Source organism: Oxobacter pfennigii (assembly GCF_001317355.1).
In the GTDB taxonomy this organism is placed as follows: domain Bacteria; phylum Bacillota; class Clostridia; order Clostridiales; family Oxobacteraceae; genus Oxobacter; species Oxobacter pfennigii.
Window position 1 is genome coordinate 297,388 of sequence record NZ_LKET01000068.1, and the last position, 19,694, is coordinate 317,081.

Below are 19,694 nucleotides of genomic sequence, written 5' to 3' on the forward strand. Positions count from 1 at the left end.
TGAAATGTATGTGGTTTGTAAAAGAAAGAGATGAAATTCTAAAAGAGCTTCAGGTTGACCCGATATCCGGCCTATCCTCTTTTGAGGTGGAAAAAAGGCTTAATGAATACGGTCAGAACAAGCTGGCTACTAAAAAGAGCAAAACATTGCTGCAATTATTTTTTGCCCAGTTAAACGACGCCATGATTTATATCCTCATGGGAGCAGCACTTATTTCGGGCATACTCGGAGAATTGAGCGACTCCATAATAATCGCCCTGGTTATTTTAATTAACGCTATAGTAGGGCTTATACAGGAGAGCAAGGCGGAAAAAGCGCTGGAAGCCTTAAAAAAACTGTCCACCCCTAAAGCCATAGTAAAAAGGGACGGAGAATTAAAAGAAATTGATTCAGCGGAAGTAGTACCCGGCGATATAGTTATAATAGATGCCGGGCGATACATCCCCTGCGATATAAGATTGATTGAAACAGCCAATCTTCAGATTGAAGAATCCGCCCTTACAGGAGAATCCGTACCCGTTGAAAAGAGTGCTGAGCTTAAATTGGAAGCACAGGATACTCCATTAGGAGATCAAAAGAATATGGCATTTATGTCCACCCTGGCTACCTACGGAAGAGGCATCGGTATAGCCGTAGGTACAGGGATGAGCACTGAAATAGGTAAAATTGCAAAAATGCTGGAAGAAGGCGAAACAGAGCAGACACCTTTGCAGAAAAAGCTGGCTGAGCTTGGTAAAATACTTGGTTTTGCAGCTTTAGGAATTTGTACCGTCATGTTTATAGTTGGAATATTTCAGGGAAGGCCTCTCTTTGAAATGTTCCTCACAGCCATAAGCCTTGCCGTTGCTGCAATTCCCGAGGGTCTTCCGGCTATAGTCACAATTGTACTTGCCATGGGCGTCCAGAGGATGATTAAGGAAAATGCAATAGTAAGAAAGCTTCCGGCTGTTGAAACCTTGGGTTCTGTAAACGTAATATGCTCCGATAAAACAGGCACGCTGACACAGAACAAAATGACAGTAATAAAATTCTATGCCGGCAAAACGATGGATGATGTTTCTGAACTTAATACAACGAAAAAGGAACATAGGCTTTTGATAGAAAACCTGGTACTTTGCAACGACTCCACTTACTCTGTAGAATCAAAAACCGGAGACCCGACGGAAATTGCACTATTAGAAGCCGGAGTCAAGTTCAATATATTCAAAAACGAGCTTGAAAAGCAGCACCCCAGGATAAATGAAGTGCCTTTTGATTCGGACAGAAAATTGATGACCACTGTAAACAAATATGGGGACGAATATTTTGTATACACAAAGGGTGCCGCCGATAACCTTCTTAAAATATGCAAAAACATCCACTTAAACGGTGAAATAGTTCCTTTAACCGATGCAATAATAGATGAAATAATGGATAATGCAAACACAATGTCTGATGATGCTCTGAGGGTTTTAGGCGCAGCATACAAGACAATTGGATCATCGAATGTCGCCATAGACTCTTTAGAGAGCGAATTGACCTTTATAGGACTTATAGGTATGATAGATCCGCCAAGGCTGGAAGTTAAAGATTCCATAGCTTTGTGTAAAAAGTCGGGAATCAAAACCATAATGATAACAGGCGATCATAAAAATACCGCCTTTGCCATAGCAAAGGAGCTTGGAATTACCGATGATTTATCCCAGGCGATATCCGGCACCGAACTTGATAAATTATCCGATGCGGAACTTGAAGATAAGATAGATAACTTGAGGGTATTTGCCAGGGTTTCTCCTGAACACAAGGTCAAAATAGTAAAAGCCTTTAAATCCAAAGGAAACATTGTATCCATGACAGGAGACGGCGTTAATGACGCACCTTCCCTAAAAGCCGCTGACATCGGCGTTGCCATGGGTATAACAGGAACAGACGTTGCAAAAGGCGCATCCGACATGATACTTACTGACGATAATTTCAAGACCATAGTATCTGCCATAGAAGAAGGACGAAATATTTACAACAACATCAAAAAATCCATTATATTCCTTTTATCCTGCAACACCGGTGAAATTATCGCATTGTTCTTTGCCATACTGTTTGGATGGGCTTCCCCTTTAAAACCCATACACATTCTGTGGGTTAACCTGGTAACGGATACGCTGCCGGCATTATCTCTAGGTGTCGACCCTGGAGATCCTAACATAATGGAAGAAAAGCCCCGTAATCCAAAGCATAGCCTGTTTTCAGGCGGTGCAGGCATTAGCCTTATATTAAACGGTATACTCATAGGTATTTTAACACTGGCAGCATTCATAATAGGTGCAAGGGTATATTCAGGAGCAACATCCCTGTTCCCCATATTCCCGGATAATATATCCGAAGAAGCACTGACTCATGCCCAGACCATGGCCTTTGTGGTACTTAGCGTATCCCAGCTTGTGCATTCCCTTAACATGAGAAGCACAAGAAAGTCCATATTCCAGGTTGGCTGGTTCACAAACAAGTTCCTTCTGATATCTATCGTAATAGGCATACTCCTTCAGGATGTAGTTATAACAGTGCCCTTCTTAAGAGAGGTATTCAAGGTGTTTAACCTAACTTCCGGCGACTGGATTACCGTTGGATTATTATCCATAGTTCCCCTTGTTGTAAATGAAATAGTTAAAATTTTCCTGAGAATGAAAAAAGAAAATTAAACTAACAATAAAAAAATATCATTCAAAAAATTCAGGCTGCCGCTTTAGTGGTTGAATAACTTATTGGGCGGCAGCCTTTTTTACCATATATTAGAGCATTGTAATACGAAAACGGTGAACTTGCTTAAGTAAGTTCATCGTTTTCGTAATAATGGGTGTCTCATCCAATGCTTAACTTAATTACGTTGACTTGACAGGGAGCAGTTCATTTCACCAATTTCTTTCATGTTACTTATGCAGTATAATAGATTTTTCCTTCTGTAGCATTGATCTCCGATATAAAAGTTACTCCGGGTGTATATGCAAAATTTCCTGTAGCTGGTATTTCCGTTCCGGCAGTTATCGTAAACGGGAACACGACATCCTCAGAATTAGTCCCATCCGAAAGATGAGCGCTGTAGTAAATTACAGTTCCGTTTTGAACCGTAGTGCCTTCATAATTAAATATGAGTTCTACAACACTATAAGGTGAATTTTCAGATAATGCTGTCACGTTTGCAGCAACATTAACAATAGCCATGAATAAGCCTCCTTGCGGTTATTCTGTATAAAAAGATAACTAGCTTTCTTTTACAGTTACAGTATATGCCAGGATTTTCAAAAGTTGTACAGTCGCACATGTCAAAGCACTGCATATTATGTAAGGGGTGAGAACAGTGAGTGTAATAGATTTACGTCCTCAATCGGCATTTAATTATTCCACAGACAGCTTCTATCGGGAGAAGCCAAAGCAATCTCTGTTATTGGGCTATGAAAAAATAATCTATTTGTTTTTCAATTGGCCCCTCTGGTTATGCAAGTGCGTTTTACTAAAAGCCAAATTGATTCTTTTTAAACTTCCGTATGATACATGCAATATGGGGAAAGTTACAAGTAAGAAAAATACCAAAGCTCACTACACCCTGTATCCATTGCTCGAAGTTTTCAACGTCTGCGGTTGTATGCATACACCGCCAGCTGTAGATTTGAGTCGATGTGTAACTTTTGAAAACTCATACAGACGCAGTTATACCGAAATCGACGTCACACAAATTGTACAGGACTGGAGCAATGATACTTTGGAAAACAACGGATTTCTACTTATGGGCAAAGATAATTCACCTTATATTTTCTATGCATCAAGCCAGCATCGCATATCCGAGATGCGTCCTATGCTTAGACTGACTTGCAAATACGCTGAACGATTCTGCACATTACAAACGGTTCCTTGTGACGTGAAGATATCTAAACCCGTCCAGGTATAAATTAATTCAACCAATATCGTGGTCAGGCCAGAGAGGGAAAATGTTGTTTCTTACTCTTTTTTTGTCACAAAAAGTTAACATTGTTCCGAAATGCCACTTGTTGCCTAGGTTTAAGGTTCAGACAATAGAGATGATAAACATAACAGAATTGACATTAGGCGACAAAAGTTCTATCATAATTTTGTGCAGCATATTTTGGACAACCTTTAATGCTAAAAGTAGGACAACCTGTCAAAATATGCACCGCACAAAAAAAGCTGAATCTCCTTTTCAGGGAGTACGGAGAAACCAAAATTGGGGTTAATCCATCTTTGTATGGTAGGGACGCCTCTTTGCCCGCACCCGTCAGCTAACTTCGGAAGCTAAAAATAGGAGGATAGAATGAAACGGCTTAAATTCGCAGTGTTTGTTTCAACAATGCTTGTTATGTTTGCTTTTCTCTCTGCTACTGCCTATGCCCAAAGCACCACAGGCACGGTTAATTGCACCGGATATCTCAATTTGCGCCAGTCACCGGGCACTGATTATCCCGTCATAGGCAAGCTGTATCCCGGGACAAAACTCACTATTGAAGAAACCTCAGGCAACTGGCACAAGGTAACTTTTGACGGTATTACAGGCTGGGTTGCGGGTGAATACGTCTTACTGGATACAATCCCATCAATTGATTTAAGTTCCAGGGGCTCTGATGCAATAATTGCGCCTGAAGTACCGGCTGCAGCTGTAACACCGGCTGCCGAAACTGTAACAAAAGCACAGCAGATAATTGGAACTGCCGAAAAATACTTGGGCATAAAATATGTTTACGGCGGTTCGTCCGAGCGGGGTTTTGACTGCTCCGGTTTTACCCAGTTCGTATTTAAAAACAACGGGATAAGCTTAAACCGTACAGCCTCCACACAAGCCTATCAGGGTACAATCATTGAAAGGTCACAGCTTCAAATGGGCGATTTGGTATTTTTCGATACCAACGGAGGCCATAACAACATCACTCATGTAGGCATATACATAGGAGACAGCACATTTATTCATGCAGCCTCAGGCTATGGCGGCAAAGTACGCTACAGCAGTTTATCGGAAGATTATTATAATCGCAATTACATGACTGCGAGAAGAATCATAAACTAACATTACAAGTGCTCTGATATTTTGGAGCACTTCTTTTATATCGTAAATTTTGGCTGCGATGTACATTGCAAATAAATATTTTTTTTGCTATAATACTAAAAACATTCTTAGGGGCAGTAAAAATTATATATTTCAAGGGTTAATAAGGAATTTTTGCAAAGGTGCAATGTTTGCTTACATTGTACCTTTTTTGCATTTAATTATTTAATTTACAAGGATTATTATGAAGAAAGAGAGGATGATGAGAATGAAAAAGAATATTGAAATTGCAGTTTTATTGGATAAGAACGGAGATACATCGTCTGTAGATGATAAAGGCATTATAAAGATTTATAAAAGGGTACGGGGTAAATGGACAGTATTAAAAGAAATCCTCTTTTACCTTGACAGCTCGTCAGGGCTTAGATCCATCAGGGATCAGATTTCCGCCATAATTGACGAGCTTGGTGACTGCAGGGTATTTGTAGGTGAAAAAGTAAACGGGCTTGTTTATAACATCCTTGAAATGAAAGGATTCAATTCCTGGGAATTTGAGGGCAAACCTGCGGATTTTTTAGATTATATACAGGGGAAAGAGACCGAAGCTGAAAGTTCAGAATCCCCATGTGAAGCAAAATTCCCTCCCATACCATACCCTGTTGAGGCAAACCAGAATGGATATTATTTCATGGATCTAAAGCCGCTTCAGAATATAAAATCCAATGTTTCTTCAAAACAGGCGCTGCTGCCTTTTTTGAAAAACACACGATTTTATGAACTGGAGATTATATGCAGCCATGTACCCCAATGGTTTGAAATAGAATTTGAAAGGCTCAACCTTAAAGGCAATATAATCAGCAGAGAAAACAATGAGTATAAAATTATTGTTCGTCCCAAAACCTGCAATGCAGCAGAATAAAACATTAAGAAGGAGGCTAATATGAATAAAATAAATATCAAGTACGGCACTTTAAAGGGAATAACCCATTTAGAAACTTATGAAAACGGAGGCATCAAAGAATGTACGATAGATGAACTTAACGAGATTGAAACTCCTTTTGGAAAATTCGTTCCTCAGTATGTGGATGATGAAGCCAGAAGAAAAAATACAAGTTCTCTGTCCTTTTATAAAAACGGGAATTTAAAATCCTTATCCCTCCAGGAACAGACGGCTATAAAAACGGACTACGGCCTTATTCCGGCTGAATATGTAACCTTTTATGAAGATGAAAGTATAAAGAGAATCTTTCCGCTGAACGGAGAAATAACAGGCTATTGGACAGAAGAAAACGAATACAGCCTGGCTCAGGATTTTGAATTTGTCTTTTCCTTCGGGATCATAAAAAACAAAATCATAGGTATTTTCTTTTATCCGTCAGGAGAGATAAAAAGCCTTACGCTCTGGCCTAAAGAAACAGCGAGTATAAGTTCACCGGCAGCAATCGTAGATACACGCATTGGCATATCATTGTATGAAAACGGAAGCCTTAAATCCTGTGAGCCAAATAATCCGATTTTAACTGATACTCCCATAGGCGTAATTGCTGCATATGATAAAGATGCAGTTGGAATAAACGCAGATTCAAACTCTTTGTCCTTCTATGAGAATGGCAGTATAAAAACCCTTACAACATCAACGGATATTATAGAAATTACTGATATTAACGGCAATAAATTCATCTTCGAGCCAGGCAGCAGGCGGGATTACATTAATTTTGATGTGATGGATACAGTTCCTTTAAAAATCAGTTTTTCAAATGGAAAAGTTACATTTAACGATAACTCTGAAAATGAATTTTCCTTATCAACTCATTCATTTTCAGTCAGGCATTTTGTAAAGAAAATCTGTGATTCATGTGCAAACTGCAAAGGATGCTGTTGACTTCTTAACCTCCATATAAAAAACAGCAGAGTCAAATAAGTGACTTTGCTGTTTTTTTATTGTGCAACAACAAGGTTCCCTGGACCCGCCAGCTATCTATGATGCTATAGCTGGCGGGGTTCTTATCTTATTAAGCCTCTTAATAGGAATCAGTCTTGATACTTGCTATCTGTTTAGCCCATTTTTTCTCACGCTGTCTTAGTTTGCCCTGTTTTTTGGCTTCAAGGTATTCCTGCTCTTTTTGCAGCTTTACCCACGCTTCCCATTTTGTATTCTCCAGACTTCCGCTTTCTAAAGCTTCTTTTACGGCACAGCCCGGTTCATTTTCATGCCTGCAGTCATAAAAGCGGCATTTTTTTGTCAGCTCTTCCACATCGCCAAACATCATCTCCATGCCCGTATCTGCTTCCCATAAAAGCAGAGTCCTCATTCCGGGAGTGTCCATTATAAGCCCGCCTTGGGGCAGCAATATAAGTTCCCTGTGTGTTGTAGTATGCCTGCCTCTTGAGTCTTTCTCCCTTACCTCGCTGGTTTTTAACAATTCAGCCCCAGCTAATAGGTTTGTGAGAGTTGATTTGCCGACACCGGAAGAACCTAATAACGCTGCAGTCTTTCCCTTTGATATATATTTTTTAATATCATCAATGCCTTCTCCCGTCACACAGCTGATGGCATGAACGTCCACACCCGGAGCTGTTTCATATACTTCTGCAAGTTTTTGCGGCAGGTCATCACAGCAATCGGCTTTGCTTAAAACCACAACGGGCATGGCTCCGCTTTCCCATGCTGCAATTAAGTATCGCTCCAGCCTTCTCATGTTAAAATCCCTGTTTAATGACTGTATGAGAAAAACCACATCCACATTAGCCGCAACGATTTGCTCCTTTACTTCATAACCTGCAGCAGCTCTGGAAAATTTGGTTTTCCTTGGCAAAACAAAGCATATGCTTCTCTGATCCTCACTTAAATCATCAACTGCAACCCAATCTCCAACCGCCAGATTGATCTCGTCATATGCTTTCTGCACAGGGCGTTTAACAAGCCCTTCCCCCTTTTCGCAGACCACCCGAAGAAATTGACCGTAGTCAGATATGATTCTTGCAGGAAGCATTCCCTCTTTATGCTTTTTCTTCCACTCCTTTTCAAAATAACCGTCCCAACCATAGTCTTCTATATTCATTATTCAAATCCATCCTTTATAATTTTCTTTTCTTGCTGTCTTCTCTTCTTTTTATTATTCAAATCATTTTCCTGGACCCTTGTCCTTGGGTTTATCTCCCAGCTCCGGCGCAGTGTTTTCATATAATCATAAAAATTTTTCTTATCACTCATAATTATCACTCCTGTTACAATAATTTTGCGGGTAGACTCAGTCGTATAAGCTTTAATCGTCTCTTTAATAATATTGTTCCTGGAAAAGGGCGCAAAAATCCCGCAGATGACGACCGCCTGCGGGATTGTAAAAAAAGCAAATAAAAAACACGCTCATAGCGTGCACATTGCTTTCACACTATTCAGGTTGCTCGAAAGAAGGCGCACCGGCAATTTAAACGCCTGTGCCGATATTCAATTATTCAAAAACCACCTTTGCATTTATAACAGACATTAACAACAACTCCTTTCGAATAAGTATCCGGCAGACTATTACTCTGCCTCCTATATTATATGAATCATTCCATAAATTGTCAAGCTGTAACTTCATTTAAGTTAAGGAAGTACAAGATTTTGTTGAAATCCTGCTGCATGAAATTTACGTATAAATTACATTATAATACGTATAAAAATGTAGCTAAAAGGTGAAAAATGTAGTAAAATTGGGGGTAAATACTTTGGAGTTGAACTTTTAATGATGAAAATATATGAAACAATAGCCGATATGATCGATGATCATATTTTAGTATGTGACAGCAATGGCCAGATTGTTTTTTCCAATAAGCCCGTACAGTCATATTTAGGCTATGATGCTTTAGAACTGGAACAAAAAAAATTTTTAGATTACATAGCAGACATTCACATCAATAAAGCACAATCCGCCATCAGCAGCGTTTCAGATATACCTTCTTCCTGGGATGAATTTCTATTAAAGGGCAAACACGGTGTATTTAAACTTCATTTTAAGTTTGTAAAGAAAGATAATCTTATATATATTTATGGAAATGAAAAATATATTGAGTTTGAGAGAATTAAGAAGAAGCTGGATGTTGAAATAACAAATGCAATTAAGATACACAAGCGCTCCCTGCCTATGAGCCTTCCGGATAATGAAAACATATCTTTTGCCTCTTTGTACATTCCTGCTGAAGATTTGGGCGGAGATATATTCGATGCTTTTAAAGTTGACAATGGTTTGCTCAATGATTTCTTTGAGCAATATGTATGCTTTATTGCTGATGTCTCGGGACATGGATTGGATAGTGCCATGCTGGCGATTTTTATAAAGGATACTATAGGAAGTTTTTTCAGGTTAAAACATACACCCGGTCAATTATTATCGCCTAAAGAAATCATGGATTTCTTTATTGAACACTATTTAAAGGAAGGTTATCCCGAGGAATATCTGGTATGCTTGCTTATGGCAGTTATTGATTTGAAGACAAATGAACTTACTTACTGCAATGCCGGCCTTCATATCAGTCCTTTATTAATAAAGGATAAAGAAAATATAACAGAGCTTGGCAATGCGAATCTTCCCATATCAACAGCCATAGGTGCCCAATTGTTAAAATATGAGGATTCTACAGCACACTTTTCTCCTGGGATGACCCTGCTCATTATGTCTGACGGACTGCCAGAACAAATGTCTCACAATGAATTTTATGAAGGCAGGCTTAAGAAACTGGTTGCCGAAATTCATCAACTGAATCCTGCTCAAATGGTTAATAAAATTCATGAGGATTTCATTGACTTTTTAAGTTATGAGAAAACCAGGGACGATATAACTTTGGTTGCAGTAAAACTGCTATAAGCGTGAACATGCTGACAAGTTTTAAGTTTATATTATGAAGGGATAGATTATATGCAAAAAATACTGACTGGCATTTTGGAAGCTATCGAAGATGAAATTAAAGCCCAGCAGCATTATCAAAAGCTGGCTGACCACGCAGAGGATCCAATGGTAAAGAAATTTTTTGAACAGATGAGAACAGACGAAGAAGAGCATGAGAGAATACTTCGCACCCGTTATGAAGGTTTTGCAAAAATGCTGAAAGCAAACAAAGAAAAATAAACCACCCTAAAATCTTAATCATTTAGAGAATTGCTTTTTTAAATTAATTATGGCTGTTATATTGGTTTTTTCAATTAGTAATAAGGCTGTCATTCATATATAATTACTTTTAAAATGAAAGCTTGGAGTGATTTGATGATTAATTTGCCTGAAGCATTTGATACATTCAGTGAAGCAAGAAAAGCAGGATTTATTGAAATCATGAAATTAAAGGAAGAAGGCAGGAAAGTTGTCGGAACTTACTGTACTTTTACCCCCTGGGAAATCATAATGGCAGCAGGCGCTATACCCATATCCCTTTGCGGTACAAGCAATGAACCCATAGCTGCGGCTGAAGAAGTACTTCCAAGAAACTTATGCCCTCTTATAAAATCCAGTTATGGACATGCAATTACCGATACCTGCCCTTATTTTTATTTTTCAGACATGCTAGTCGGTGAAACCACCTGTGACGGAAAAAAGAAAATGTACGAATACCTCGGTGAGATAAAACCAATGCATATAATGCAATTGCCCCAGTCCGGCAGCAACGGTAAATCTCTTGCGCTTTGGAGAGATGAAATAATCTCCCTTAAAGAACGAGTGGAAAAAGAGTTCAATGTTGAAATAACCTATGAAAAGCTCAAAAAGGCAATAAAGGACAGAAACGAACAAAGAAAAGCTTTAAAGGAGTTTTACGAGCTGGCTTTGTTTTGCCCTCCCCCTATTTCAGGCTACGAAATGTTTCAGGTACTTAACGGTGCAAATTTTAAAACCAGCAAAGAAGAACAGGTTGACTCCGTTGCTGCCCTGACAAAGCAAATAAAAGAGCTTTATGATAAAGGCGCAAGGAGAAATCTTCAAGACAGCCCCAGGATACTAATTACCGGCTGCCCCATAGGCGGTGTCAGTGAAAAAATAGTAAAGGCTGTTGAGGACAACGGCGGTGTGATAGTTTGTTTTGAAAACTGCAGCGGTGTTAAAGCTATAGATACACTTGTTGATGAAGATAAAGACCCTTTTGAAGCGCTGGCTGAAAAATATATAAGTATAGCCTGTTCCTGTATGTCGCCAAATAACAACAGGATTGAATTATTATCAGAGCTTATAGATAAATACAGGGTTCAGGGAGTAATAGACGTCATTCTTCAAGCATGTCATACCTATAATATTGAAACCTACAGCGTTAAAAGACTTGTGAATGAAAAGAAGAATTTGCCTTATATAAGCATTGAAACCGATTATTCGCAAAATGATACAGGTCAGCTTAAAACAAGGCTGGCTGCCTTTGTTGAAATGCTTGACGCCTGATGCACAAAACACTCATTCCCCTTGACAAAGCTGTCCTGGCGGGTTAAAATTATACAGCAACTAGAATAATCCGTCTGTATGCGTAAAATGCGCCGGAGCGTTATACTACCGCTCTGTGGGGACGCCGATGTAATTTCGGGGCTATCCCAGTAACCGTGAAGCTGATGAAAGGGTATTAAGTCACTGCCGCAGGGTGGGAAGGCACCCCAGTAAGATGAAGCCAAGCCGGGAGACCTGTATAGACATTATGCTTACCTCTGGGGTTGGGATGGTCGGCTGTATAGGCATTGTGCCAGTCTGAAAATGTTTCTTGCCGCTCCTATCTGGATGGGAGCGGTTATTCTTTTATACAAATATATACAAGAAAGGGGCTTTTCATTATGAAACGCCAGATATTGTCAATTGCTTTATCTGCAGCTCTTGCCATATCCATGTTAGCAGGCTGTGCAACCAATTCTGAAAACACTCCGTCGCCGACACCCACAGGTACAGTTGAACCTACAGCCAAAACTGTGTATCCGCTCACTGTAACGGACATGACCGGGCGTGAAGTGACAATAAAAGAACCCGTTACAAGGATAGTTGCAATCACTGCTGCCAATGCCGAGATTGTCTATGCTCTTGGCTTAGGTGATACTATGGTAGGCCGTGGCGAATACTGTGACTACCCGGCGGAAGTACTTGAAGTTGCGTCTGTCGGCTCGGGCAATGATACCAACATTGAACAGATTATTTCCCTCAAACCTCAAGTAGTTTTTATGGGGACCATGGCTCAAACAAATGAGCAAATAAACCAACTCACTCAAGCCGGCATTGCCGTAGTGGCTTCCGATGCAATTGATATTGCTGGTACATACAAGAGTATCGCACTTATGGGCAAGATACTCAATAGAAATGAAGAAGCGGCTAAAATAATTGAAAATATGAAAACAAAGATTGATGACATTGGTGCAAAAGCCTCTGCCAAAGCATCCGGCAAGAGCATTTACTTTGAGGTTTCGCCTCTGGAATTTGGCTTGTGGACTGCTGGAAGCAATACATTTATGGATGAGGCTGCTAATATATTAGGCTTAAAAAATACCTTCGGAGACATCAGCGATTGGGCAGAAATCTCTGAAGAGCAAGTACTGGAACGCAATCCCGACTACATTATGACAGTAACTATGTATTTTGGTGAGGGTCTTGAACCTGTCGAAAGTATCAAATCCCGTCCCGGCTGGAATAACGTAAAGGCTGTCGCAAATAACGGAATTATAAATATGCCGAATAACGAGCTGACACGTCCCGGCCCCCGCCTTGCCGACGGAGTAGAGATGCTCTACAACTTTGTCTATGGCGGCCAATAAATCCAAGCCAGAAGGTTTCCGGCTTACTGAGTACCTGATCTTCGGGGCGGTAACTCTCGTTGTGGCAATACTGTGCGTTGCGCTGGGCAGCGTGAATGTGCCTCTGTCGGAGTTTATGAAAAGCGTAATAATAATGACCATACGCTTGCCGCGAGTGCTGTGTGTGGCGCTGGCAGGAGCGTCACTGTCGGTTGGCGGTGCGGCAATGCAGGGCTTGCTTAAAAACCCCCTGGCAGACGGGACTACCCTTGGGGTCAGCGGAGGTGCCTCCTTAGGCGCCGTCCTTGCCATTGCGTTAGGTCTGTCAATCCCCGGCTTTCCTTTTGCCGGAACGGTCTTAACGGCTATGCTATTTGCTTTTATATCCATTATAACGGTGCTTGCGCTGGCCTATAAGCTGGATTTTTCTCTGTCAACCAATACCATAATCCTTTTAGGCGTGATATTCAATATGTTTGTATCCAGCATAACTTCGCTGTTAGTTACCTTTGCAGGCGAAAAGGTAAAGACCATAGTATTTTGGACTATGGGGAGCTTTGCGGGATGCACTTACGGAAACGCCGCAATGCTTTTAGGTGCCCTGGTTCTGTTCGGCGGATTACTGATGCTCCAGACCCGAGAACTCAATGCTTTTGCCGTTGGAGAGGACAATGCAAGGAACATCGGCGTGAATGTCAGACAAGTCAAGCTTCTGGTTTTAATCTGTGTGTCAGCGCTAATCGGCGTGTGTGTCAGCATTAGCGGAACTATCGGTTTCGTAGGATTGGTAACACCTCATATGATACGCATGGTTGTAGGGCCAAACCATAAGAGACTGCTCCCGGCAAGCGCCTTCGGAGGAGCAATTTTCCTTATGCTTTCGGACCTGGCTGCACGTACCTTTTTAAATCCTCGGGAATTGCCCATTGGTATAATCACCAGTTTCGTCGGAGCATTGCTGTTTATCTGGATATTCTACTCATCAAGTAAAGGAGGCAGGCGTTAGATGCTTAAGGTTAGCGACTTAACCGTCAGATACGGAGAACTCACAGTCACAGATAAGGTGAGCTTTTCTCTGAAAGCCGGACAATGGCTGATGCTTGTCGGACCTAACGGTGCAGGTAAGTCAACGGTAGTGAGCTCCATAAGCGGCGGTACGTCATATTCGGGTAATATCAGCGTATTAGGTCGCAATGCCAAGAGCTACCGGCCCAATGAGCTTGCAAAGCTCGTAGGTGTGTTGTCACAAAGTCACAGCGTAGGTTACGGATATACCGTGGAGGAAATAGTGCGGTTAGGAAGGTATGCCCATTCTCCGGGGTTATTTGCGGGGAAGTCGCAAGCTGATGATGATGCTGTTGCCGAAGCTATTAGTCGTACCGGCCTGGAGCCATTTTTAAAGCAATCTGTGCTGACATTATCCGGCGGTGAGCTTCAGCGTACATTTTTAGCACAGCTCTTTGCCCAGAATCCCAAGATATTGATATTGGATGAACCTACAAACCATTTAGACTTACAGTATCAAAAGGAAGTCTTTGAACTGATCCGGGACTGGCTTAAGGAGCCTGAGCGTGCGGTAATATCGGTAGTGCATGATTTGAGCCTTGCAAAGGCTTACGGCACACAGGCACTGCTCTTACATCGCGGCAAGACGGTTTCTCAAGGGCCAATATCGGAGGTTTTTTCCCGAGAAAATTTGCACAGCGCCTATTCTCTTGATGTATATGCCTGGTTTAAAGATATGTACGGACAATGGCAATAATATAAGAAGCGTTGAGTTTTTACTCAACGCCTTTTTTACATGATTCATGAAAATTACGAAGTAATTTTCATGTCGAATGAACTCTTAAAGGAATTCATTATTTCATATATTTTATTCATATCGGCATTTGCACGGAAGGTATCTGCTAAAAGATCGTACTGGGATTGCTTATAATCGTTATAGCTTGGCAGGTCTTTTAATTCCGGCAAATTTACTTTTAAAAGCTTCAGCATACCTGCCGCATCCCCGTCAAATAATCCGTGAAGATAGGTCCCTGAAATATTACCCTTTTTATAAATAATTGAAGGAAGATTTCCATTTGATGCACGGGTCACCCCCATGTGTATTTCATAGGCATCATAGCATACACCTTCGAAGGTCCCGTTAACCCGGGTGCGAGTCTTGGCCCCTTCAAACACAGTGTTAAGAGGAAGCAAAGCCAGTCCCTCCATTTCGCCGCCTATTTCCACTCCTTTAGGATCAGATAGCCTTTCGCCCAACATCTGATAACCTCCGCAAACACCAAGTATGTTACGGCCTTCCTCTGCAAGAGATGCAATCGGCTCCTCCAGTCCTATTTCACGGAGCCATAAAAGGTCTCCCATGGTATTCTTGGTACCAGGCAGGATTAAAAGATCCGGTTTGCCAAGCTCGGCGGGATTTTTTACATAGCGTATACTAAGTCCCGGTATACGGCCCAGTGCATTAAAATCGGTAAAATTAGATATATGAGGCAAGCGTATGACGGCAATATCCACTCCTCCGCTATTTTTAGCGGTAAACCGCGTCGTTAAGCTGTCTTCATCATCGATATCAAGCTCAGTATATGGAATTACTCCCACAACAGGCTTATGAATTATATCCTCCAACATTCTTAAGCCGGGTTCCAAGTGAGACTTGTAACCCCGAAACTTATTTATCAGTACCCCTTTGAAGTGATTGCGTTCTTCTTCGTCAAACAAAAGATTGGTGCCTGCAACTGAAGCAAATACCCCGCCCGGGTCAATGTCACCTACCAATAGCACCGGTGAATTGGTCAGCTTAGCCACAAACATATTAGCCAAATCACCGTCTTTTATATTTATCTCAGAGGGGCTTCCCGCACCTTCTATAACGATTACGTCATATTGCTCTGAAAGATGGTCCCAGGATTCCTTAATTGCTTTTCCTGCAATTTCTTTCCAATTATCTCCGGGTTTAAGATTTAAAACCTCACCATGGAGTATAATCTGGGGCTCTGTACCGCGCATTGGCTTTATAAGAATGGGCTGCATATCTACCGTCGGCTCAATGCCCGCACATTCCGCCTGCACTACCTGAGCCCGTCCTATTTCCAGGCCCTCCCGGGTGATGTAGGAGTTTAGAGCCATATTCCATGATTTAAAAGGTGCAACACTATATCCGTCCTGTCTGAATATACGGCACAATGCGGCGGCAAGCATGCTTTTGCCCACGTTAGAGGCTGTACCTTGAAGCATAATAGATAATGCCATAATTTAAAATCCTTTCGTTTATTTATCTTAAAATAAATTATATCTAAAAACCCAAGATACTGAAAGTAATTTTCTATTCATTTTCCATCATCAACACCTCGGTGACTTCACCTTTATCTTCCGTACCCAGCTTCCTTATGCTTCTATAGAAGCATACGCCTGTAACTAAAGCAGCCGTAAAGTCCGCAAAGGGAGCGGCGTAAAGTATTCCGTTTAATCCCCACAGTTTTGAGAAAATTATTATTGCAGGGATAAGGAATATTACCTGCCTTGTCAAAGTTAAAAATGTGGCTGTTTTTGATTTTCCGATAGCCTGGAAATAGCTTGAACTAATCATTTGAAAACCGGTAACGGGCAGGCACAAAAACCATGCGCCCAGGGCATAAACTCCGAATTTTAATAACTCCGGTTCCCTGTTAAAAAGTGATATTAAAAATTCCGGAAATATCCTTGATATGGTATAGCTTATGATGACAATTGACGATGCCGCAGTTATGCCCATTTTTATTGCCGTTTTAACCCTGTCGTATTTTTTTGCTCCGAAATTAAAGCTCACAATTGGCTGTACACCCTGCCTTATACCGCCGATTGGCATTACAAGTATGGTCTGAAGGCTGTTTATGATTCCCATACCCGACACGGCCACATCTCCGCCGTAAGCCAAAAGGCTCTTATTAAGAATCATATTTAAAAAGCTGTTGGAAATCTGCATGGAAAAACCAGGAATACCGAGAGAAACTATCTGGGACGCTATATCAAGCCTTGGTATCATATGTTTTAATTTTAACTTAACTTTGCTGCGTTTTCCCGTAAAATACGATACCACCCATATAAATGAGGTTGCCTGTGCCAATATGGTAGCTAAAGCAGCACCTGCCATTCCCATATCAAATACATAAATGAATAATGGGTCTAGAATGGTATTTAATCCTGCTCCCATAAACATGGTCATCATGGCAATCTTTGGACTGCCGTCGGCACGTATGAAATTATTCATTCCTAAACTGGCTATCTGAAATACCGTACCAAAGAATATAATTCTCATATATTCCATGGAATAAGGCAATACCGCTTCGCTGGCGCCAAACAATATGAGTATGGGTTTTAGGAATATCTCACCTATAATAAGAAATGTTAATCCAGAAGCCAATAAGAGTACAAAAGAATTTGCCAGGGCTACTTCGGCCTTTTCATCCTCTTTTCTTCCCAGGCTTATGGAAAACAAGGTTGCTCCTCCGGTACCAAACAATAGTCCCATGGACATAAAAAGAATTGTAATGGGAAAACCGATCGTTATTCCCGCAAGGCCGTTTGAACCTAAACTGCTGCTGTTGCCGATAAAAATTCTGTCAACGACATTATATAATGCATTGACAGTCATACCGACAATTCCGGGCACCGAAAACTGCAATAAAAGCTTTGAAATCTTCTCTTTACCTAACGGATTTTCATATTGCATTTGACTACTTCCCCTTTTCTTTTTTAAAATTTCTGCGTTCTACTTTATCAACCATTTTCTCCAGTGCGGTCATTACTGCTTCAACAGTTTCTTCATTCATATCTTCAGTTAAGATATCGCTCCACTGCCATACTTTTTTGATTACTTCATCCTTGCATTGCTTTGCTTTATCCGAGAGATAAACCTTGTTAACCCTTTTGTCATCATCAATCTTGTCTCTTGTTACATAGCCCTTGCACTCTAAACTTTTTATAGCCCGGGCTGTGGCGGCCTTGTCGATGCATAAATAGCATGACAGTTCATCCTGGGTTATTCCGTCCTGTACATACAGCCTTAAAAGAAAAGAATACTCTGCAGAAGTAATATCATACTCCTTCAAAGCATAATTTATGTACACCTGGGATTGCCGATGCAAAATAGACAATAAGCGTCCAATGCTCTTTTTCAAGTTTTTATCCTCCTTGGTTGACTTATCAACCATTATACATAAAAATGCTTGATAAGTCAACTAATTAAAAACACCTTTCACATGCTTAATTAAGCATATGAAAGGTGTTTTTCTGCCGTTATGTAACTACATGTTTTCTACAAACTGAATCCTCAATCCGTTAGGGTCTTTTACGAAGAAAAACTTTACGTGAGGATTAGGCGAAATAGGTCCGCTCAATATATCTATCCCCTTGTCCTTTACAAAAGCCATCATTTCATCCACGGACTTGACTTCAAATCCAAGGGAAATGTCCGCTCCTACATTTACTTCCTTTTTCTCTTCGCTGCAGACTAATTCCACCTTTGTCTCTCCATCCCCCAAAAAAGCAATCTCGGTATTTGGACCTGCCTTAAATCTCCTGTCCAATGAAAGTCCCACGATTTCCTGGTAAAACTTTATGGATTCTTCCAAATTTTTTACCGAAAACGTACACCAGCAAAATTTCATAATACCACCCCTTCTGTATTATTTAAAATTATTTTTATATTTATATTGTACCATATTTTGTATGCCATTTATTGTTTTTAAAGCATTTACTGAATATTAATATTCAAATATTCTAAAACTAAAGCGGATTAAGGAAAATAACCACTGAATAATGAAAGGTGCACTCCTAAAGGAATGCCGCCAATTTATTGATTGTACCAAAATTAAGGAGGATTAATAATGGATGGTTCTTTGAAAATACCTTTGATTGTATCAGAAATCTCAGGCCTATATAACACCTATATGAACGACAGCGCTGCCATATGTATGCTCAAATATTTTTTAAAATATACGGACGATGAGGAGACAAGGACTATTTTATATGATGCTTTATCGCTATCCGAGCGTCATCTTGAAGATATAAAATTGTTTTTGGAGCAAGACGGCCTTGCCATACCCGATGGTTTCGGCGAGGATGATGTTAATGAATCAGCTCCCCGCCTTTTTACGGAGCCCTTTTATCTTTTTTACTTAGGCACTTTGGCAGGGTTTGGCATGGACGGATATTCACTGATTACACGCTACACAGCACGGCCTGACGTAATGGACTTTTTTATTAAATGCTTGCATGAAGCATCGGAGCTTTTAAAAAAAGTTACTATGTTTCGTTTGTCAAAAGGCCTTTATCTGAAGGCTCCCAGAGTTGAAGTATCAAATAAAATCACTTACATAGAAAAGGACAGCTTTTTAAGCGGAATTTTCGGCAAACCCCGTCCTCTTCTGGCCCGAGAAGCAACAAATGTATTTGCCGGTTCTTTATTTGATTTGATATGGCGAGGAATATCCACCGGCTTTGGTCAGGTTGCAAAATCAAAGGAAGTAAGGGATTTTATGTTTAAGGGCAGGGATATCACATCAGCTCATTTTGAAGAGTTTTCAAGGATTCTAAACGATGAGGACATACCTGTTCCTTCCATATCCGATTCCTTTATAACCAGCTCCACAGTCCCTCCTTTTTCAGATAAACTCATGATGTTCCAGGCACTTTCAATCTGTGCCATGGCAGTAGGTGTGGACGGTGCTGCCATTGCCTCATCCATGCGGTTGGATTTGCTGACTACCCATTCAAAATTCGGAGCAGAGATTATTAAATATTCAGCTTTAGGCACAGATATAATGATAAAAAACGGATGGCTGGAACAGCCTCCCCAGATAATAAGGCATGACCAGCTATCGACGGTATGACGCTTTAAAAATCAAAAATACCCTGCAAGAATAATTTCAGGCAGGGTATTTTTGATACGCTCTAATTATA

The 19,694-nt window shown here is 40.6% G+C and carries 19 protein-coding genes and 2 riboswitches; of the genes, 12 read left to right on the plus strand and 7 right to left on the minus strand.

The window, feature by feature from the left end:
* The first annotated feature begins 8 nt into the window (after positions 1-8).
* Positions 9-2,675, plus strand: a complete 2,667-nt coding sequence (locus OXPF_RS20840) for a cation-translocating P-type ATPase (protein WP_054877131.1) — start codon at positions 9-11, stop codon at positions 2,673-2,675.
* Between the two features lie 232 nt (positions 2,676-2,907).
* Here the strand turns inward: OXPF_RS20840 and OXPF_RS20845 are convergent, their stop codons facing one another.
* Complete coding sequence (locus tag OXPF_RS20845; RefSeq protein WP_054877132.1) at positions 2,908-3,195, minus strand: hypothetical protein; 288 nt, start codon at positions 3,193-3,195, stop codon at positions 2,908-2,910.
* 127 nt (positions 3,196-3,322) lie between these two features.
* On the opposite strand from OXPF_RS20845, the gene OXPF_RS20850 reads away from it, so the two are divergent.
* The 4 genes from OXPF_RS20850 (at position 3,323) to OXPF_RS20870 (ending at position 6,908) form a co-directional block, all read left to right on the plus strand.
* Complete coding sequence (locus OXPF_RS20850) at positions 3,323-3,919, plus strand: DNRLRE domain-containing protein (protein ID WP_160317287.1); 597 nt, start codon at positions 3,323-3,325, stop codon at positions 3,917-3,919.
* Positions 3,920-4,164: 245 nt separating this feature from the next.
* A riboswitch (cyclic di-AMP (ydaO/yuaA leader) is annotated at positions 4,165-4,299 on the plus strand.
* Position 4,300: 1 nt separating this feature from the next.
* Positions 4,301-5,047 carry a C40 family peptidase gene (locus OXPF_RS20860; protein ID WP_054877135.1) on the plus strand — a complete coding sequence of 249 codons (747 nt, stop codon included), beginning with the start codon at positions 4,301-4,303 and terminating at the stop codon, positions 5,045-5,047.
* A gap of 247 nt (positions 5,048-5,294) precedes the next feature.
* Positions 5,295-5,945, plus strand: a complete 651-nt coding sequence (gene anfO, locus OXPF_RS20865) for a Fe-only nitrogenase accessory protein AnfO (protein WP_054877136.1) — start codon at positions 5,295-5,297, stop codon at positions 5,943-5,945.
* A 21-nt stretch (positions 5,946-5,966) separates the two neighbouring features.
* Positions 5,967-6,908, plus strand: coding sequence for a hypothetical protein (locus OXPF_RS20870; protein WP_054877137.1), 942 nt, complete (start codon positions 5,967-5,969; stop codon positions 6,906-6,908).
* Between the two features lie 139 nt (positions 6,909-7,047).
* Here OXPF_RS20870 and rsgA read toward each other — a convergent pair whose 3' ends face one another.
* Together rsgA and OXPF_RS22825 are read right to left on the minus strand one after the other, a co-directional pair.
* The gene (gene rsgA / locus OXPF_RS20875) at positions 7,048-8,088 is read right to left on the minus strand and encodes a ribosome small subunit-dependent GTPase A (RefSeq protein WP_054877138.1); all 1,041 of its coding nucleotides are present in this window, start codon (positions 8,086-8,088) and stop codon (positions 7,048-7,050) included.
* On the minus strand, positions 8,088-8,240 hold the full coding sequence (locus OXPF_RS22825) for a hypothetical protein (RefSeq protein WP_162838570.1): 153 nt from the start codon (positions 8,238-8,240) through the stop codon (positions 8,088-8,090). The genes rsgA and OXPF_RS22825 overlap by 1 nt, the downstream gene beginning before the upstream one ends.
* Positions 8,241-8,754: 514 nt before the next feature.
* Here OXPF_RS22825 and OXPF_RS20880 point away from each other — a divergent pair.
* The 6 genes from OXPF_RS20880 to OXPF_RS20905 all read left to right on the plus strand — a co-directional run bounded on the left by OXPF_RS20880 (position 8,755) and on the right by OXPF_RS20905 (position 14,511).
* Positions 8,755-9,873, plus strand: a complete 1,119-nt coding sequence (locus OXPF_RS20880; protein WP_054877139.1) for a SpoIIE family protein phosphatase — start codon at positions 8,755-8,757, stop codon at positions 9,871-9,873.
* 51 nt (positions 9,874-9,924) lie between these two features.
* A complete protein-coding gene (locus OXPF_RS20885) occupies positions 9,925-10,134 on the plus strand; it encodes a ferritin family protein (protein ID WP_054877140.1) in 210 nt (69 codons plus the stop codon).
* Between the two features lie 135 nt (positions 10,135-10,269).
* Positions 10,270-11,424 carry a double-cubane-cluster-containing anaerobic reductase gene (locus tag OXPF_RS20890; RefSeq protein ID WP_054877141.1) on the plus strand — a complete coding sequence of 385 codons (1,155 nt, stop codon included), beginning with the start codon at positions 10,270-10,272 and terminating at the stop codon, positions 11,422-11,424.
* Positions 11,425-11,483: 59 nt separating this feature from the next.
* Positions 11,484-11,680: riboswitch (cobalamin riboswitch) on the plus strand.
* 124 nt (positions 11,681-11,804) lie between these two features.
* A complete protein-coding gene (locus tag OXPF_RS20895) occupies positions 11,805-12,770 on the plus strand; it encodes an ABC transporter substrate-binding protein (RefSeq protein ID WP_054877142.1) in 966 nt (321 codons plus the stop codon).
* Entirely contained in the window at positions 12,757-13,755 is a 999-nt protein-coding gene (locus OXPF_RS20900; protein ID WP_054877143.1) for a FecCD family ABC transporter permease, read from the plus strand. Before OXPF_RS20895 ends, OXPF_RS20900 begins: the two co-directional genes overlap by 14 nt.
* The gene (locus OXPF_RS20905; RefSeq protein WP_054877144.1) at positions 13,756-14,511 is read left to right on the plus strand and encodes an ABC transporter ATP-binding protein; all 756 of its coding nucleotides are present in this window, start codon (positions 13,756-13,758) and stop codon (positions 14,509-14,511) included.
* A gap of 53 nt (positions 14,512-14,564) precedes the next feature.
* On the opposite strand, the gene OXPF_RS20910 is transcribed toward OXPF_RS20905, so the two are convergent.
* From OXPF_RS20910 to OXPF_RS20925, 4 genes are all read right to left on the minus strand, one after another.
* Complete coding sequence (locus OXPF_RS20910; RefSeq protein WP_054877145.1) at positions 14,565-16,004, minus strand: cobyric acid synthase; 1,440 nt, start codon at positions 16,002-16,004, stop codon at positions 14,565-14,567.
* 73 nt (positions 16,005-16,077) lie between these two features.
* Positions 16,078-17,463, minus strand: coding sequence for an MATE family efflux transporter (locus tag OXPF_RS20915; protein ID WP_054877146.1), 1,386 nt, complete (start codon positions 17,461-17,463; stop codon positions 16,078-16,080).
* Positions 17,464-17,467: 4 nt separating this feature from the next.
* Positions 17,468-17,911 carry a MarR family winged helix-turn-helix transcriptional regulator gene (locus OXPF_RS20920; protein ID WP_054877147.1) on the minus strand — a complete coding sequence of 148 codons (444 nt, stop codon included), beginning with the start codon at positions 17,909-17,911 and terminating at the stop codon, positions 17,468-17,470.
* 126 nt (positions 17,912-18,037) lie between these two features.
* Positions 18,038-18,400: a VOC family protein gene (locus OXPF_RS20925; RefSeq protein ID WP_054877148.1), complete on the minus strand. Its 363-nt coding sequence runs from the start codon at positions 18,398-18,400 to the stop codon at positions 18,038-18,040.
* 219 nt (positions 18,401-18,619) lie between these two features.
* Here OXPF_RS20925 and OXPF_RS20930 point away from each other — a divergent pair, with 219 nt between their 5' ends.
* On the plus strand, positions 18,620-19,624 hold the full coding sequence (locus OXPF_RS20930) for a DUF3231 family protein (protein ID WP_054877149.1): 1,005 nt from the start codon (positions 18,620-18,622) through the stop codon (positions 19,622-19,624).
* The last annotated feature ends 70 nt before the right edge of the window (positions 19,625-19,694 follow it).

Excerpts from the sequence above, each read along its gene's own strand:
- OXPF_RS20900 (WP_054877143.1), top strand. The coding sequence starts at position 12,757 with ATGGCGGCCAATAAATCCAAGCCAGAAGGTTTCCGGCTTACTGAGTAC.
- OXPF_RS20870 (WP_054877137.1), top strand. The coding sequence starts at position 5,967 with ATGAATAAAATAAATATCAAGTACGGCACTTTAAAGGGAATAACCCAT.
- OXPF_RS20905 (WP_054877144.1), top strand. The coding sequence starts at position 13,756 with ATGCTTAAGGTTAGCGACTTAACCGTCAGATACGGAGAACTCACAGTC.
- OXPF_RS22825 (WP_162838570.1), bottom strand. The coding sequence starts at position 8,240 with ATGAGTGATAAGAAAAATTTTTATGATTATATGAAAACACTGCGCCGG.
- OXPF_RS20890 (WP_054877141.1), top strand. The coding sequence starts at position 10,270 with ATGATTAATTTGCCTGAAGCATTTGATACATTCAGTGAAGCAAGAAAA.
- OXPF_RS20885 (WP_054877140.1), top strand. The coding sequence starts at position 9,925 with ATGCAAAAAATACTGACTGGCATTTTGGAAGCTATCGAAGATGAAATT.
- OXPF_RS20895 (WP_054877142.1), top strand. The coding sequence starts at position 11,805 with ATGAAACGCCAGATATTGTCAATTGCTTTATCTGCAGCTCTTGCCATA.
- OXPF_RS20910 (WP_054877145.1), bottom strand. The coding sequence starts at position 16,004 with ATGGCATTATCTATTATGCTTCAAGGTACAGCCTCTAACGTGGGCAAA.
- OXPF_RS20925 (WP_054877148.1), bottom strand. The coding sequence starts at position 18,400 with ATGAAATTTTGCTGGTGTACGTTTTCGGTAAAAAATTTGGAAGAATCC.
- anfO (WP_054877136.1), top strand. The coding sequence starts at position 5,295 with ATGAAAAAGAATATTGAAATTGCAGTTTTATTGGATAAGAACGGAGAT.
- OXPF_RS20880 (WP_054877139.1), top strand. The coding sequence starts at position 8,755 with ATGATGAAAATATATGAAACAATAGCCGATATGATCGATGATCATATT.
- OXPF_RS20840 (WP_054877131.1), top strand. The coding sequence starts at position 9 with ATGTGGTTTGTAAAAGAAAGAGATGAAATTCTAAAAGAGCTTCAGGTT.
- OXPF_RS20845 (WP_054877132.1), bottom strand. The coding sequence starts at position 3,195 with ATGGCTATTGTTAATGTTGCTGCAAACGTGACAGCATTATCTGAAAAT.
- OXPF_RS20860 (WP_054877135.1), top strand. The coding sequence starts at position 4,301 with ATGAAACGGCTTAAATTCGCAGTGTTTGTTTCAACAATGCTTGTTATG.
- OXPF_RS20930 (WP_054877149.1), top strand. The coding sequence starts at position 18,620 with ATGGATGGTTCTTTGAAAATACCTTTGATTGTATCAGAAATCTCAGGC.
- rsgA (WP_054877138.1), bottom strand. The coding sequence starts at position 8,088 with ATGAATATAGAAGACTATGGTTGGGACGGTTATTTTGAAAAGGAGTGG.
- OXPF_RS20915 (WP_054877146.1), bottom strand. The coding sequence starts at position 17,463 with ATGCAATATGAAAATCCGTTAGGTAAAGAGAAGATTTCAAAGCTTTTA.